Source organism: Streptomyces sp. NPDC046261, from assembly GCF_040646235.1.
GTDB lineage: Bacteria > Actinomycetota > Actinomycetes > Streptomycetales > Streptomycetaceae > Streptomyces.
Genome location: NZ_JBEYZU010000004.1, coordinates 302,142 through 318,522 on the forward strand (window position 1 = coordinate 302,142; position 16,381 = coordinate 318,522).

12 protein-coding genes are annotated in these 16,381 nt (G+C 72.0%); 6 read left to right on the top strand and 6 right to left on the bottom strand.

Going from position 1 to position 16,381, the window contains the following annotated elements:
- Window positions 1-74: 74 nt before the first annotated feature.
- From ABZ956_RS10745 to ABZ956_RS10770, 6 genes are all read left to right on the top strand, one after another.
- On the top strand, window positions 75-1,376 hold the full coding sequence (locus ABZ956_RS10745) for an extracellular solute-binding protein (protein ID WP_361890108.1): 1,302 nt from the start codon (window positions 75-77) through the stop codon (window positions 1,374-1,376).
- 6 nt (window positions 1,377-1,382) lie between these two features.
- Window positions 1,383-2,327 (top strand): sugar ABC transporter permease, encoded by a 945-nt coding sequence (locus ABZ956_RS10750; RefSeq protein WP_361890111.1) that lies wholly within the window; start codon window positions 1,383-1,385, stop codon window positions 2,325-2,327.
- Entirely contained in the window at window positions 2,324-3,178 is an 855-nt protein-coding gene (locus ABZ956_RS10755) for a carbohydrate ABC transporter permease (RefSeq protein WP_361890114.1), read from the top strand. Before ABZ956_RS10750 ends, ABZ956_RS10755 begins: the two co-directional genes overlap by 4 nt.
- 76 nt (window positions 3,179-3,254) lie before the next feature.
- Complete coding sequence (locus ABZ956_RS10760; RefSeq protein ID WP_361890116.1) at window positions 3,255-4,904, top strand: glycoside hydrolase family 13 protein; 1,650 nt, start codon at window positions 3,255-3,257, stop codon at window positions 4,902-4,904.
- 25 nt (window positions 4,905-4,929) lie between these two features.
- Window positions 4,930-5,943 carry a LacI family DNA-binding transcriptional regulator gene (locus ABZ956_RS10765; RefSeq protein WP_361890119.1) on the top strand — a complete coding sequence of 338 codons (1,014 nt, stop codon included), beginning with the start codon at window positions 4,930-4,932 and terminating at the stop codon, window positions 5,941-5,943.
- 118 nt (window positions 5,944-6,061) lie between these two features.
- On the top strand, window positions 6,062-6,970 hold the full coding sequence (locus tag ABZ956_RS10770) for a phosphatase PAP2 family protein (RefSeq protein ID WP_361890122.1): 909 nt from the start codon (window positions 6,062-6,064) through the stop codon (window positions 6,968-6,970).
- On the opposite strand, the gene ABZ956_RS10775 is transcribed toward ABZ956_RS10770, so the two are convergent.
- The 6 genes from ABZ956_RS10775 to ABZ956_RS10800 all read right to left on the bottom strand — a co-directional run bounded on the left by ABZ956_RS10775 (window position 6,958) and on the right by ABZ956_RS10800 (window position 16,375).
- Entirely contained in the window at window positions 6,958-10,050 is a 3,093-nt protein-coding gene (locus tag ABZ956_RS10775) for a bifunctional [glutamine synthetase] adenylyltransferase/[glutamine synthetase]-adenylyl-L-tyrosine phosphorylase (protein ID WP_361890125.1), read from the bottom strand. The genes ABZ956_RS10770 and ABZ956_RS10775 overlap by 13 nt on opposite strands.
- A 115-nt stretch (window positions 10,051-10,165) precedes the next feature.
- Entirely contained in the window at window positions 10,166-11,527 is a 1,362-nt protein-coding gene (gene glnA, locus ABZ956_RS10780) for a type I glutamate--ammonia ligase (RefSeq protein WP_071962738.1), read from the bottom strand.
- 261 nt (window positions 11,528-11,788) lie between these two features.
- Window positions 11,789-13,108 (bottom strand): cytochrome P450, encoded by a 1,320-nt coding sequence (locus ABZ956_RS10785; RefSeq protein ID WP_361890128.1) that lies wholly within the window; start codon window positions 13,106-13,108, stop codon window positions 11,789-11,791.
- Window positions 13,109-13,381: 273 nt separating this feature from the next.
- Window positions 13,382-13,861, bottom strand: a complete 480-nt coding sequence (locus ABZ956_RS10790) for a hypothetical protein (RefSeq protein WP_361890131.1) — start codon at window positions 13,859-13,861, stop codon at window positions 13,382-13,384.
- Window positions 13,862-13,978: 117 nt separating this feature from the next.
- The gene (locus ABZ956_RS10795; protein ID WP_361890134.1) at window positions 13,979-14,851 is read right to left on the bottom strand and encodes an alpha/beta hydrolase; all 873 of its coding nucleotides are present in this window, start codon (window positions 14,849-14,851) and stop codon (window positions 13,979-13,981) included.
- Window positions 14,852-14,899: 48 nt separating this feature from the next.
- Complete coding sequence (locus tag ABZ956_RS10800) at window positions 14,900-16,375, bottom strand: APC family permease (RefSeq protein WP_361890137.1); 1,476 nt, start codon at window positions 16,373-16,375, stop codon at window positions 14,900-14,902.
- Window positions 16,376-16,381: the final 6 nt, after the last annotated feature.

Consider the following 16,381-nt stretch of genomic DNA (forward strand, 5'->3'; position numbering starts at 1 on the left):
TTCAGCCTGTTAGCTTCCTCCTCAGCTCGGGCCGACCTGCCCCCTCCAGGCGGCCTTCTGAAAGAGGAGTCCATATGCGAAGAGGCATATCGGTCGCCGCCGTCGTCGGCGTGCTGGCCCTGACCGCGACCGCGTGCGGCGGTGGCGACGACAGTGGGAGCGACGGCTCCAAGGCGGCGTCGGACCCGGGCAGTGTGAGCGGGACCGTCACCTGGTGGGACACCTCGGACGCCACCAACGAGGCGCCGGCGTTCAAGAAGCTGGTCGCCGCCTTCGAGGAGAAGTACCCGAAGATCAAGGTCGAGTACGTCAACGTGCCCTTCGACCAGGCGCAGCAGAAGTTCAAGACCGCCGCCTCCACCGGCAAGGGCGCCCCCGACGTGCTGCGCTCGGACGTGGGCTGGACGCCCGGCTTCGCGCAGCTGGGCTACCTCAAGGACCTCACCGGCACCCCCGCCCTGGACAAGTCGGAGGACTTCCTCCAGGGCCCGCTGAAGAACGCGGCGTACCAGGGCAAGACCTACGGCGTCCCGCAGGTCACCGACACCCTCGGGCTCCTCTACAACAAGGAGCTCTTCCAGAAGGCCGGCATCGACAAGCCGCCGGCCAACTGGAAGGAGGTCAAGGAGGCCGCCGCGAAGATCAAGGACAAGACGGGCGCGGCCGGCATCGGGCTCAGCCCGGACAGCTACTACTCGCTGCCCTTCCTCTACGGCGAGAACAGCGACATGGTCGACGCCGGCAAGAAGAAGATCACGATCTCGAACGCCGCGTCCCGCAAGGGCATCGAGACCGCCGTGGACCTGGTCACCTCCGGTGCCGCGCCCAAGCCGGCGGGCACGGACGGCTACAACGTCCTCAAGACTGACTTCAAGAACGGCAAGCTGGCGATGCTGATCGACGGTCCCTGGGCGACCAAGGAGATCTTCGGCGGCGACGCCTACAAGTCCCGCGACAACCTGGGCATCGCGCCCGTCCCGGCCGGCTCCACGGGCACCGCCGGCGCCCCGGTCGGCGGCCACAACCTGGTGGTCTACGCGGGCTCGAAGAACTTCGACGCCTCGTACCTCTTCACGAAGTTCATGACCGAGGCCGCGCAGCAGGAGAGCGTCTCCACCGCCATCGGCGTGCTGCCGACCCGTAAGTCGGCCTACACCAAGGACGTACTGGCCGACCCGGTGCGCAACTCCTTCTACATGGCCCTCGACAAGGCCCACCCCCGCCCCCCGATCCCCCAGGGCGGCGACCTCTTCACCGTGTACCTCCAGCACTACACCAAGATCCTCACCCTGAAGGAGGAGCCCAAGGCGGGCCTGGACGCCACGGCCAAGGCCTGGCAGTCCGCGCTCCTCAAGGACTACGGCATCGAGGAGTAGGACCTCATGTCCACAGTCGTTACCCGGGTCAGGCGGTCCTTCGACACCCACTGGTATGCGTGGGCGATGGTGTTGCCGGTGGTCGTGGTGCTGGCGGTCCTCGTCGGCTACCCGCTGGGCAGGGGCATCTACCTGTCCTTCACCGATGCCAACGAGGCGAACGTCGGCCGCACCATCGGCGTCAACCACATCGAGGCCACCTATCAGTTCGTCGGCCTCGACAATTACTGGAAGGTGCTCTCCGGCCAGGAGGGCCACTTCTACTCCCGGCTGACCTGGACCGTCCTGTGGACCGCGTCCTGCGTCGTCCTGCACTACGCCATCGGCCTGGGCCTGGCGCTGCTGCTCAACCGCCAGGTGCGGTTCCGGGCGCTGTACCGGGTGCTGCTGATCCTGCCGTGGGCGGTGCCGGCGTTCGTCGCCACGTTCTCCTGGCGGCTGATGTTCAACGAGAAGTACGGCGTCCTCAACGCCTTCCTGACCGGTCTGGGGCTCGATCCCGTGGACTGGCTGGGCGACAGCACCCTGCAGAAGGTGTCGGCGGTCGCGGTCAACGTGTGGCTGGGCGTGCCGTTCATGATGGTGGCCATCCTCGGTGGCCTGCAGGCGATACCCGCCGAGCTGCACGAGGCGGCCGAGATGGACGGGGCCTCCCCCTGGCAGCGGTTCCGGCACGTGACGCTGCCGGGGCTGCGGCCGGTGAGCGGGACGGTGATCCTGCTGGGCGTCATCTGGACGTTCAACATGTTCCAGGTCATCTACCTGCTCATCGGGCAGGGGGCCAGCTCCGAGAGCGAGATCCTGGTGACGTACTCCTACCGGCTCGCCTTCCAGGGCGTACGCGACTACGCGGGCTCGGCGACGTACGGCATCCTCATCCTCTCGCTGCTGCTGGTCTTCGCCGTCTTCTACCGCCGGTTGCTCGCCCGACAGGAGTCCGCGACGCGATGAGTTCCACCACCCTCAAGCCGCGCGAGCGCGGGCGGCGCTCGCGCGGGGCCTCCGTCGCCCTGCACACGGCGCTGATCTGCGCCTCGGCGATCGCCCTGTTCCCCGTCCTGTTCATCGTCTTCGTCTCGCTGCGCGGGCGGGACGGCTGGCAGGAGCCCACCCGCTTCGTCGGGTTCGACGTCTCCAACTACACGCACATCCTGGGCGAGACAAAGTTCCTGACCTGGTTCGCCAACTCGCTGATCGTGGCGCTGGGCGCGACCGTGCTGGGCGTGCTCATCGCGGCGACCGCCGGCTACGCCGTCTCGCGCATGCGCTTCCCCGGACACCGGCCGCTGATGTGGACGTTCCTGGTGGTGCAGATGTTCCCGATGGCGGTGCTGATCGTGCCGCTCTACAACATCCTCGGGCAGCTGGAGCTGCTGGACTCCTACGCGGGCCTGATCATCACCTACTGCTCGGTGTCGGTGCCGTTCTGCGCCTGGATGCTCAAGGGGTACTTCGACTCCATCCCCGCCGAGATCGACGAGGCGGGCCGGGTGGACGGGCTCACCCCGTTCGGCACCTTCTGGCGGCTGATCGTGCCGCTGGCCCGGCCGGGGCTGGCCGTCACCGGCTTCTACTCCTTCATCACGGCCTGGGGCGAGGTCGCCTTCGCCAGCCAGTTCATGAGCAGCGAGGAGCACTACACGCTGGCCGTGGGCCTGCAGACCTTCGTGGGCCAGCAGAAGGCCGAGTGGGGGCTGATGACGGCGGCGGCCGTGCTCATCACGATCCCGGCCGGACTGGTGTTCTTCATCGCCCAGCGGCACCTGGTCGCCGGGCTGACCGCGGGCGGCACCAAGGGCTGACCTCGAGCCGCCGGCGTCGTTGAGCCCATCGCACACGACGCTCCGTACGACGACACTACGAGCCGATAGGAAGTACATGACCCAGGATCTCGCGCCCTCCGTCCGCCCGGCCGCCGACGCCCGTGCCGGGCGAGCCGACGGCTGGTGGCGCAGCGCCGTCATCTACCAGGTGTACGTGCGCTCGTTCGCCGACAGCGACGGCGACGGCATCGGCGACCTGCGCGGGATCCGCGAGCGGCTGCCGTACCTGGCGGACCTGGGCGTCAACGCGCTGTGGCTGACGCCGTTCTACGCCTCGCCGCAGGCGGACGGCGGCTACGACGTGGCGGACTACCGGGCCGTGGACCCGCTGTTCGGGCAGCTGTCGGACGCCGACGACCTGGTGCGGGAGGCGCACCGGCTGGGGCTGCGGGTGATCGTGGACATCGTCCCCAACCACACGTCCGACCAGCACGCGTGGTTCAAGGCCGCGCTCGCGGACCGGTCCGGGGGGACGGCCCGCGAGCGCTATCACTTCCGTCCCGGCAAGGGCGAGCGGGGCGAACTGCCGCCGAACGACTGGGAGTCCGTCTTCGGCGGCCCGGCGTGGACCCGTACGACCGGCCCGGACGGCACCCCGGGCGAGTGGTACCTGCACCTGTTCGCGCCCGAGCAGCCCGACCTCAACTGGGACAACCCCGAGGTGCGGGCCGAGTTCGACTCGGTGCTGCGGTTCTGGCTGGACCTGGGCGTGGACGGGTTCCGCATCGACGTGGCGCACGGCATGGTCAAGGCCGCGGGCCTGCCGGACATCGGCCTGAGCGAGCAGGCCAAGCTGATCGGCGCGCAGGTGCTGCCGTTCTTCGACCAGGACGGGGTGCACGAGATCCACCGCTCCTGGCGGCGGCTGCTGGACTCCTACGAGGGGCAGCGGATCGGGGTGGCGGAGGCGTGGGCGCCGACGTCCGAGCGGCTCGCGCTGTACGTGCGCCCGGACGAGCTGCACCAGGCGTTCAACTTCCAGTTCCTGACCTGCGACTGGGGTGCCGCGGCGATGCGGGAGGTCATCGACGAGTCGCTGGCGGCGACGCTGTCGGTGGGGGCGCCCACGACGTGGGTGCTCTCCAACCACGACGTGGTGCGGCACGCCACCCGCTACGGCGGCGGCGACGGGGAGCTGGGCCTGCGCCGGGCCCGGGCCGCGGCGCTGCTGATGCTGGCGCTGCCCGGCTCGGCCTATGTCTACCAGGGCGAGGAGCTGGGCCTGCCGGAGGTCACCGACCTGCCCGACGAGGTGCGCCAGGACCCCGCGTTCTTCCGGGGCGACGGCCAGGACGGCACCCGGGACGGCTGCCGGGTGCCGCTGCCGTGGTCGGGCGAGAGCGCCCCGTACGGTTTCGGGCCGGGCGGCAGCTGGCTGCCGCAGCCCGAGGCGTGGCGGGGGCTGTCGGTGGAGGCGCAGTCCGGCGACCCGCGCTCGACGCTGGAGCTCTACCGCTCGGCGCTGACGCTGCGTGGCGAGCTGCCGGGGCTGGGCGACGGGGAGATGGCGTGGCTGGAGGCGCCCGAGGGCGTCCTGGCGTTCTCCCGGCCGGGCTTCGTGTGCACGCTGAACACGCTCGGCGACGAGGTGGCGCTGCCGGTGCCGGGCCGCCCGGTGCTGGGGAGCGTTGGGGTAGCAGACCTGGAATTCTCCGGTGGAACGGTCCGGATTCCTTCGGATACGTGCGTGTGGTGGGCAGTCTGAGATGCGACCGGTACAGTCACCTCCTGTGACCGCCCGGCTTGCCGATATCGCAGCTCAGGCGGGTGTCAGCGAAGCAACCGTCAGCCGCGTCCTCAACGGAAAGCCGGGGGTCGCCGCCTCCACCCGCCAGTCCGTGCTGGCCGCGCTCGACGTGCTGGGCTACGAGCGCCCGGTCCGGCTGCGGCAGCGCAGCGCGGGCCTGGTCGGGCTGATCACCCCCGAGCTGGACAACCCCATATTTCCGGCCTTCGCCCAGGTGATAGGGCAGGCGCTCACACGCCAGGGCTACACGCCGGTCCTGGCCACCCAGACGCCGGGCGGCTCCACCGAGGACGAGCTGACGGAGATGCTCGTCGACCGTGGCGTCGCCGGCATCCTCTTCGTCTCCGGGCTGCACGCCGACACCTCCGCCGACATGCAGCGCTACGAGCGGCTGCGCGCCCAGGGCGTGCCGTTCGTGCTGATCAACGGCTTCTCCCCCGAGGTGCGGGCGCCCTTCGTCTCCCCCGACGACCGGGCCGCCATGGGGCTGGCCGTCACCCATTTGGCCGCACTGGGTCACCGGCGCATCGGACTGGCGCTCGGGCCCAGACGGTACGTTCCGGTGCAGCGGAAGATCGAGGGCTTCCTGCTCGGCATGAAGGAGCGGCTCGGGGTGGAGGGGCCGGAGGCCGAGGCACTGATACAGCACTCGCTGTTCACCCTTGAGGGTGGTCAGGCGGCGGCCGGCGCACTCATCGAACGGGGGTGCACGGCGGTGGTGTGCGCGAGCGACATGATGGCGCTCGGGGTGATCCGGGCGGCACGCCAGAACGGTCTCGAAGTGCCGCGCGACATCTCGGTGGTGGGCTTCGACGACTCGCCGCTCATCGCGTTCACCGATCCGCCGCTGACGACGATCCGGCAGCCCGTGCAGTCGATGGGACAGGCCGCGGTGGGCGCGCTGCTGGAGGAGATCGGCGGCACTCCGGCGCCGCACAGCGAGTTCGTCTTCCTGCCCGAACTCGTCGTGCGCGGCTCGACGGCGTCCGCTCCGTAGCGGCGGTACGCGCTCTCGTGGGGGTACTCCTGGGGCGGAGGCGAAAGGGGCCGAAAGCGGCGAAGACCAGACCTGGGGATGATCTGCCGTCGAGCGCTTTCTGGCAGACTCTTTCCCTATGGGTGAAGCGACAGTAAGGACCCTGGAAGGCCGGACGGCCGCTCCGCCACCCACCGAGGAGCGCGCGGCGGCGCCGTCGGCGGACCGCCGGTCCGCGCGAAGTCCGCGCCGCGTCCCACGGCGTCCCCGGCTGTGGTTCGAGGTGCTGCTGATCGCGATCAGTTACTGGACGTATTCCCTCGTCCGCAATGCCGTGCCCGAGCAGAGAGCGGCCGCGCTGCGCAACGCCGACTGGATCTGGCAGGCGGAGCGCACCTTGCACATCGCTGTCGAGCACACCGTCAACCAGGCCGTCAATTCGGTGACGTGGCTGGTCGTGGGCATGAACTACTACTACGCCACGCTGCATTTCGTGCTGACCATCGGTGTGCTGGTCTGGCTCTACCGCTGGCATCCGGGGCGTTACGCCGCGGCCCGGCTGGCCCTGTTCGCCACGACCGCCATGGCGTTGCTCGGCTACTACCTGTATCCGCTGGCGCCGCCGCGGCTGATGGAGGACCTCGACTTCGTCGACACCGTGCTGGTGCACCACACCTGGGGCTCGATGGCCTCGGGCAATCTGGCCAACGTCTCCAACCAGTACGCGGCGATGCCGTCGATGCACATCGGCTGGTCCACGTGGTGCGGGCTGACGATCGTCATGCTGGCGCGGCCGGTGTGGGCGAAGGTGCTGGGGGCGCTGTACCCGGTGGTGACGCTGGTGGTGATCGTATCGACCGCCAACCACTTCTGGCTGGACGCGGTCGGCGGCGTGCTCTGCCTGGGCTTCGGCTTCGCCCTGTCCTACGCCTGGTTCGGGGCGTTCCCCTACCGGCTCGCCCGCCATGTGGCGGTCGAGGACGTCCGGCGCGATGCTGGAGACGGCTCCCGTCGCACGGGAGCCGTGGGAAGCGGTCAGGCTCCGTAGAACAGCTCCTCGACCACGGCCCGGGCCCGCCGCGTGGTGCGGCGGTAGTCGTCCAGCATGTCCCCGACGTGGCCCGGTTCGTAGCCGAGGTAGCGGCCGACGGCGGCCAGCTCCCGGGCGTCGCCCGGGAAGGTGTCCCCGGCCCGGCCGCGGACCAGCATCACGGCGTTGCGCACGCTGGTCGCCAGGACCCACGCCTCGTCCAGGATGCGGGCATCCTCGGTGGAGATCAGCTCCGCCGCGCAGGCCGCGGCGAGCGCCTCGCGGGTGCGCGTGGTGCGCAGCCCCGGCTCGGCCCAGCCGTGGCGCATCTGCAGCAGCTGGACGGTCCACTCCACGTCCGACAGACCGCCGCGGCCCAGCTTGGTGTGGGTGGTGGGGTCCGCGCCGCGGGGCAGGCGCTCGGACTCCATGCGGGCCTTGAGGCGGCGGATCTCGCGTACGGCGTCCTCGCCCAGGCCCTCGGCGGGATAGCGCAGCGGGTCGACCAGGTCGATGAACCGCCGGCCCAGGTCGGCGTCGCCCGCGACGGGCTCGGCCCGCAGCAGGGCCTGGCTCTCCCACACCAGGGACCAGCGCCGGTAGTAGGCGGCGTAGGAGGCGAGGCTGCGCACGATGGGCCCGGACTTGCCCTCGGGGCGCAGGTCGGCGTCGACGAGCAGCGGCGGGTCGGTGGTGGGCAGCTGGAGCAGCCGGCGCATCTCGCCCGCGACGGCGGCCGCGGCCTTGGCGGCCTCCTCGTCGGAGACGCCCTCGCGCGGTTCGTGGACGAACAGCACGTCGGCGTCGGAGCCGTAGCCCTGTTCGTGGCCGCCGAAGCGGCCCATGCCGATGACGGCGAAGCGGGTGGGCAGGGTGTCGCCCCACTCGGCGCGCACGGCCGCGCGCAGGGCGCCGGCGAGGGCGGCGGCGTTGAGGTCGGAGACGGCGTCGCCGACGGTGCGGGTGCGCTCGCCGGGGTCGCTGCCGGCGGTCTCGGCGTGGCCGCGGGAGCCGGTGCCGTGCTCGCCGGCGGCGTGGGCGCCGTCCCGGGCGCGCCCGTAGGCCCCGATGATGTCAGCGGCGGCGGTGCGGAACAGTTCGCGGCGGCGCACACCACGTACGGCGACGATGGCGGCCTCGGCGTCCTCGGCGCGGTTGACCGCGGCCAGGACCTCCTGTTCGAGGGCCTCGCGGCCGCGGGGGCGCAGGCCGCCGGGGTCGCCGAGCAGGGCGACGGCCTCGGGGGCGCGCAGCAGCAGGTCGGGGGCCAGGCGCCCGGCGGACAGCACCCGGGCGAGGTTCTCGGCGGCGGCGCCCTCGTCGCGCAGCAGCCGCAGGTACCAGGGGGTGCGGCCGAGGGCGTCGGAGACCTTGTGGAAGTTGAGCAGCCCGGCGTCGGGGTCGGCGGAGTCGGCGAACCAGCCGAGCAGCACGGGCAGCAGGGTGCGCTGGATGGCGGCCTTGCGGGTCACTCCGGAGGCGAGCGCCTCCAGGTGGCGCAGGGCGGCGGCGGGGTCGGCGTAGCCGAGGGCCTTCAGGCGCTGGCCGGCCGCCTTGGGGCTGAGCCGGATCTCGCCGGGCTCCAGCTGGGCCACGGCGTCCAGCAGCGGGCGGTAGAAGAGCTTCTCGTGCAGCCGCCGTACCTCGCGGGCGTGCAGCTTCCACTGCCGGCCGAGCTCGGCGACGGGTTCCTTGCCGCCGGGCCACTGGTAGGTGCGGGCCAGGGAGCGGCCCAGGCGGCGCAGGTCGTCCTCCGCCTCGGGCACGAGGTGGGTGCGGCGCAGCCGGTGCAGCTGGATGTGGTGCTCCATGGCGCGCAGGAAGCGGTAGGAGGCGTCCAGGGCCTTGGCGTCCGCGCGGCCGACGTAGCCGCCGGCGGCGAGGGCGGCCAGCGCGTCGAGGGTGCCGCCGACGCGCAGGGTGGCGTCGCTGCGGCCGTGCACCAACTGCAGGAGCTGGACGGCGAATTCGACGTCGCGCAGGCCGCCGGGGCCGAGCTTGAGCTCACGGTCGACCTGGGTGGCGGGGATGGAGGCGATGACGCGGCGGCGCATCTGCTGGACGTCGGCGACGAAGTTCTCGCGCTCGGCCGCCTGCCACACCAGCGGGGAGACGGCGTCCACGTAGCTCTGCCCCAGGGCGAGGTCGCCGGCGACGGGCCGGGCCTTGAGGAGGGCCTGGAACTCCCAGGTCTTGGCCCAGCGCTGGTAGTAGGCCAGGTGGCTGGTCAGGGTGCGCACCAGGGGGCCGTTGCGGCCCTCGGGGCGGAGGTTGGCGTCGACGGGCCAGATGGTGCCCTCGGGGGTGACGTCGGAGCAGACCCGCATCATCCGGGACGCGAGGCGGGTGGCGGCCTGCAGGGCGGAGCCCTCGGGCGTGCCGTCCCGGGCCTCCCCCACGAAGATCACGTCCACGTCGGAGACGTAATTGAGCTCCTGGCCGCCGCACTTGCCCATGCCGATGACGGCGAGCCGGCAGGCGGCGGCGTCCGCCGGCCGCTCCTGGGCGGCGATCTCCAGTGCGGCCCGCAGCGTGGCGGTGGCCAGGTCCGCGAGCTCGGCGGCGGCCTGGGCGACGTCGATGGTGCCGCTGATGTCACGGGCGGCTATGGCCAGCAGGCAGCGGCGGTAGGCGGCGCGCAGCGCGTCGGGGGGCGTGAGCCCGGCGTCGCGCCCGGCCCGGGAGCCCTCGGCGAGGGCCCGTTCGAACTCCGGTGTCGTGGGGTGCAGATCGGCGGAGTCGAAGCTGTCCAGGGCGTGCCAGTCGCCGGGGTGGCGGGCGAGGTGGTCGCCGAGCGCCTCGGAGGCGCCGAGCACGCCCAGCAGCCGGTCGCGCAGCGGCTTGGCGCCGATGAGGGTGTCCAGCAGCGCCCGGCGCTCGCCGTCGTCGTCGGCCTGTGCCTCCACCAGCCGTACGAGCCCGCGCAGCGCGAGGTCGGGGTCGGCGGTGGCGCCGAGCGCGTCGAGGAGCACCGGGTCGGACCGCACGGCCGCCAGCACCGGGTCGTCCAGCAGCCGCTCGGCGGCGGCCGGGTCGGTGAAGCCGTACCGCAACAGCCGGGTGTAGGTGCTGCTGCGGCGCCCCTCGGGCACGGTCATGGGCTGCCTCCCGTCCGTGGCTCCCGACAGCTTTGATCAGGATCACGGCCGAGCGTAGTCGCCCCGGCCGGCGACCGCTCCCACCGAGGGTGCCCGTGGCCGTCTCGCGCGCGTCTTACAGCACCGGCAGCATCTTGCGCAGCTCGAAGGCGGTGACCTCGGAGCGGTACTCCTCCCACTCCTGCTTCTTGTTGCGCAGGAAGAAGTCGAAGACGTGCTCGCCGAGGGTCTCGGCGACGAGCTCGCTGCGCTCCATGAGCTCGATGGCCTCGCCGAGGTTCTGCGGCAGCGGTTCGATGCCCATGGCGCGGCGCTCGGCGTCGGAGAGCGCCCACACGTCGTCGTCGGCGCCGGCGGGGAGTTCGTAGCCCTCCTCGATGCCCTTCAGGCCCGCGGCGAGCAGCACCGCGTACGTCAGGTAGGGGTTGGCGCCGGAGTCGATGGAGCGGACCTCGACCCGGGTGGAGCCGGTCTTGCCGGGCTTGTACATGGGGACGCGGATCAGCGCGGAGCGGTTGTTGTGGCCCCAGCAGATGTACGAGGGGGCCTCGCCGCCGGCGCCGGCGGTGCGCTGGGAGCCGCCCCAGATGCGCTTGTAGGAGTTGACCCACTGGTTGGTGACGGCGGAGATCTCGCCCGCGTGCCGCAGCAGGCCGGCGATGAAGGACTTGCCGACCTTGGAGAGCTGGTACTCGGCGCCCGACTCGTGGAAGGCGTTGCGGTCGCCCTCGAAGAGGGAGAGGTGGGTGTGCATGCCGGAGCCGGGGTACTCGGAGAACGGCTTGGGCATGAAGGTGGCCTGCACGCCCTGCTCCAGGGCCACCTGCTTCATCACGAGGCGGAAGGTCATGATGTTGTCGGCGGTGGAGAGCGCGTCGGCGTAGCGCAGGTCGATCTCCTGCTGGCCGGGGGCGCCCTCGTGGTGGCTGAACTCGACCGAGATGCCCATGGATTCGAGCATGGTGATGGCCTGGCGGCGGAAGTCCATGCCCACGTTCTGCGGGGTGTGGTCGAAGTAGCCGGAGGAGTCGGCGGGCACCGGGCGGGTGCCGTCGACGGGCTTGTCCTTGAGGAGGAAGAACTCGATCTCGGGGTGGGTGTAGAAGGTGAAGCCGAGGTCGGAGGTCTTGGCCAGGATGCGCTTGAGGACGTAGCGCGGGTCGGCGTAGGAGGGCGAGCCGTCGGGCATGAGGATGTCGCAGAACATCCGGGCGGTGCCCGGGGCCTCCGCGCGCCAGGGCAGGATCTGGAACGTGCCCGGGTCGGGCTTGGCGATCATGTCGGATTCGTAGACCCGCGCGAAGCCCTCGATCGCCGAGCCGTCGAAGCCGATGCCCTCGTCGAAGGCCTGCTCGAGCTCGGCGGGCGCGACGGCCACCGACTTCAGGTAGCCGAGCACGTCGGTGAACCACAGCCGCACGAAACGGATGTCGCGCTCTTCGAGGGTGCGGAGCACGAACTCCTGCTGCTTATCCATAACTGTCATCCTCGCTGGTCAGGCCGTCCGCTCCCAAGCAGCGGGCCACATCGGGGGCACATGAGCATCCCACCACAGGGTTTCGGCGGCGTTGCCTACGAGCGTCCGAACGTCTCGCGTCCTGTGGGTGTCGCTCTCCCTGCCCATACTGCCTGCCGGGCTCGTGACCCGTGTACCCCATTGTGGGGCACCGCCCCGATCTTGGTCGACCTGCCCTGCCCCGGTACCGGGGCAGGGCGGCAGCGAGCGCTGTTCCCGCGGTCAGCGGGCGGTGAGCTCCAGCAGGAGCTTCCTGGGGTGCAGGACGGTGGACAGCCGGGCGGGGCGGGGATCGCAGCCGGGGGCGGGCCGCAGCCGCCACCGGGAGACGATCGTGGCCAGGGCGAGGGTGGCCTCGGCCATGGCGAACTGGTCGCCGATGCACTTGCGCGGGCCGCCGCCCCAGGAGAGGAAGGCCCCGCGGGGCAGCGCGGCGGCGCGCTCGGGCAGCCAGCGGTCGGGGTCGAAGGCGGCGGGCCGTTCGTAGAGCTCCGGGTCCCGGTGCAGAACGGCGGGGGTGATGACGACGGCGGTGCCGGGGGCGAGGCGGCGGCCGGCCAGCTCCACCTCCTTGCGGGTGATCCTGGTGAAGAGCCAGCCGGGCGGGTGCAGCCGCATCGCCTCGGTGAGCACGCGGCCGGTGAAGGGCAGCGCGGGCAGGTCGGCCCAGCGGGCGGGGCGGTCGCCGAGGGCGGCGGCCACCTCCTCGTGCAGCCGCCGCTCGGCCTGCGGGCTGCGGGTCAGCTGGTGCAGGGTCCAGGACAGCGTGGCGCCGATGGACTCGGACCCGGCCATCATCATGGAGATGACCTGGTCGCGGATCTCCAGGTCGTCCGGTACGGGCCCGCCGTCGGCGGCGCCGTCCCGGCCGGTGGCCAGGAGCACCGACAGCAGGTCGCCGGAGTCCGGGCGGCCGAGCCGCTCGGCGGCCCGGTAGTCGCCGATGATGCGGTCCACGCTGGCGAAGAGGTGGCGACGGCACCGCTCGTAGCGGCGGTTGCCGAGCGTGGGCAGGCGCAGCAGCGGCTCGGGGACGAACACCCGCTGCATCACCCCGCCGAGCACGGTGTCGAAGGACCGCTGTATCCCGTCGGCCGTCCCGCTGTCGATGTGCGAGGAGAACAGGGCGCGCAGCACCGAGCGCAGCGCGAACCGGTACATCAGGGGGAAGGTGTCGATCACCTGTCCTTCCCGCCAGCCCCCGAGGAGGGTGGCGAGTTCCTCCTCCATGGCCTCGCCGTACCCCTCCAGCCGGGTGCGGTGGAAGGCGGGCTGGATGAGGCGGCGCTGGCGGCGGTGGTCCTGGTGGGGGCAGGTGGCCACGCCGTTGCCGAGGATGTCCCGCAGGCGGTCGAAGAGCGGGCCGCCCTTGTCGAAGGTGCGGTCGTCCCGCAGCACCTGCCAGGCGAGCTCGGGGTGGCAGACTACGTAGGCGGGCTGGTTGCCCAGCTTGACCTGCACCAGGTCGCCGTGGCGGCGCAGGGACTCCAGGAATCCCAGTGGCTGTCGCAGCAGCTGCCAGCCGTGGCCCAGTACGGGCAAGGGTGATGGCGCCGCTCCTGCGGTGAATGCGGACGCGGACAGAACTACGTGCGACATGCCCCCTCCAAACGTGTCGGCAAATCCCCATGTGGACCGATTTCCAACAAGACCCGCACCGGCCCTGTTCAGGCAATCCCCACCGCGGGGCGCATGGAATCGGCGCGACGCATCTGATCCGCCCTGCACACGACAACGCCGGCGGAGTGCGCGCAAGCGCCCCCGGTTTCCGGGCGCGGCAGGTTTGGGGGACGGCCGGGGGCGAGAGGATGCCTGTTACGCGGGGGCCTTCAGCAGTTGCCACTCGTGGGCGGGGGCACCGCCCTTGGGCAGCACCATCGCCAGGCCGTAGCTGCCGTCGCCGGACTTGCGGCCCACGTGCACGGCGAGCTTGTCGGCGGTGGAGTGGCGGTGGCTCATCAGGGCGCGGCCGGTCCAGTTCCAGCGCTGGGCGCGGTCGGCGGGGGTGGCGAGCCGGCGCAGGACGGGGCTGTGGCCGGCCGGGCCGAGCAGCAGGGTGAGCACGCGCGGTACGTGCTCGTGGGCGTCGGCGGCGAGGGTGACGACGCCGGTCGTGGTGTCGATGTGCCAGGCGTAGTGGCGCTCGGAGACCGTGTCGCGGTCCCGTACGTCGACGAAGCCCTCGGTGGCGTGGCCGCACAGGACGTAACGGGGGTCGGTCCGCCACTGGATGGCGTACTTCGCGCCCTGCTCGATCTCGCCGCCGAACAGGGTGTACTCGTGCCGCGTGCTCACGTGGGTGCTCCTCGCCTGCGCAACGACCCTCCCCTTCGCTGCTCCCACCCTGGCGCACCCGCACGCCGCGCGCCCACCGGCGGCGGCCGACCGGGTGGCGGCGCCGGTCCGGCGGGGTCAGGCGCGCGGGAACGGCGTGGCGAGGACCGCCGCGGCGATGGCCTGCGGCCGGTCGTACATCAGCAGGTGGCCCGCGGGGGCGACCGCCTCGAAGCGGCCGTCGAGGCGGTCGGCGAGGGCCCGCTGGCGCTGCAGCCAGCGCCGCTCGAGCCAGGAGCCGGTGCCCGGCGAGGCGGCCAGGACGGTGACCGGGGCGGGCGGCAGGCTGTGGTGGGCGCGCAGGTCCTCGAGCTCGGCGGCCACGTCGCGGTAGCGGGCGTTCTCCATGAGGATGGCGCGCAGCACGCGCCCGGTGCCGTAGGTGCGGCGCACCAGGTCCGCGGGGGCGGGGTCGTGGCGCTTGACGGAGGCGGAGCGGACGGACAGCCGGCGCAGGGCCGGGCCCAGCGCGCGGGGCAGGCCGGCGGCGGCGAAGGCCCGGCCCCGCATGCGGGCGGCGGCGGTGCGCAGTTCGGGGGCGGGGGCCGGGCGGGGGTCCTCCTCCACGCTGCCGTCGACCAGGACGAGTCCGGCCGTGCGCTCCGGGTACAGCCGGGCGAACGCCTCGGCGTGGAAGGCGGCGAGGGAGTGGCCGACGACGGTGGCCGGGGCGGGCAGGTCCAGCGCGTCGAGGACGCCCGCTATGCGGGCGGCCTCCCCGGCGGCGGTGGGTGGTTCGAGGGGCGGGGCGCTGAACCCCAGCCCGGGGCGGTCGAAGCGGACCACCGTGCGGTAGGGGGTGAGCAGCGGGACGACCGGCTCCCAGTCGAACCACCCCATGCCGAGCCCGGCACTGAGCACGCACACGGGCCCGGAGCCCTCGCGCAGGACGTGCAGCGTGACCCCGCCCACCCGCAGCATCCGCCCCGGTGGCCGCTTCGTACCGCCCATGCGGTGCTCCCCCTTTGGTCCCGCCCTCTGCCGGAGGGCATCGCCAAGCTACTCGACGGTGCCGGCCTGCCGGTGTTCGGCCGCCACCCAGTGCGGCTTGCGGAACTTCAGGAACGCCAGCGGCGCGAGGAAGCCGAGGGTCAGCAGGCCGCCGCCGACCGTGAGGACGTAGCGCCAGACGGGGCCGCCGCCGAACTGCTCGGGCGGTACGAACCCGATGCACATGGCGCCGACCGACGCCGCGAAGCCGATGCCGGCGACCAGGTGCACGGCGGGGACGCGGAAGCCGCGCGGCTGGTCGGGCCGGGTGGCGCGCAGCCGGATGACGGCGGCGAACATCAGCAGGTAGACGACGAGGTAGATCTGCGTGGTGACGACCGAGAAGATCCAGTAGGCGCTGGAGACGTCGGGGATGAAGGCGTAGAGCAGCGCGATGACCGTGGTCAGCGCGCCCTGGGCCACCATGATGTTCTGCGGGACGCCGCGCTTGTTGAGCTTCTGCAGGACGGGCGGCAGGTAGCCCTCCTGCCGGGAGACCAGCAGCAGGCCCTTGGAGGGCCCGGCCAGCCAGGTGAGCATGCCGCCGAGGGCCGCCGCGACGAGCAGGACGCCGACGACCTTGGTCAGCCAGCCCACGTGGAAGTGGTCGAAGAAGCCCTGGAACGCCTGCATGACGCCGGCGGTGAGGCTGAGGTTCTCGCTCGGCATCACCCAGCTGATGGCCAGCGCGGGCAGGATGAAGATCAGCAGGACGAGGCCGGTGGCCAGGAAGATGGAGCGCGGGTACTGCCGGCCGGGCTCGCGCAGCGCGGAGACGTGCACGCCGTTCATCTCCATGCCCGCGTACGACAGGAAGTTGCCGACGATCAGCACGAGGCTGGCCAGCCCCGTCCACGGCGGCAGCACGTGCCCGCCGTCCATGGGCGCGGCGGAGGGGTTGCCCTGGGCGAGGAAGACCAGGCCGAGGGCGACGAGGACGACGCCGGGGATGAGTGTGCCGATGACCAGGCCCATGCTGGAGAGCCCGGCGACCGCCTTCGTACCGCGCAGGGAGATCAGCACGCCCGCCCAGTAGATGACGACGATGACGATGGCTATATAGAGGCCGTTGTCGGCGAGCGCGGGGTCGACGACGTACGCGAAGGTGCTCGCCACGTACGCCAGCAGGCTCGGGTAGTACGCGATGGTCATCGCGAACTGGCACCACACGGCCAGGAAGCCCAGCGGCTTGGACAGCCCCTCGCTGACCCAGCGGTAGACGCCGCCGGGCCAGCCGGACGCCAGCTCGGCCGAGACGAGGGCGGTCGGCAGCAGGAAGACGACGGCGGGCAGGAGGTAGAGGAAGACGGCGGCCAGTCCGTAGATGGCCATCGAGGGCGAGGGGCGCAGGTTCGCCACCGAGGCGGTCGTCATCATCGCGAGGGTCGCCCACGAGATGAACTGGGCCTGCCCGGCCCCGGGGGCGGGGGCGGCGACGGCCGTGCTGGTGGGACGTTCGTCCCTCACCTGTTCCGTGCTGGTCATGGGGGG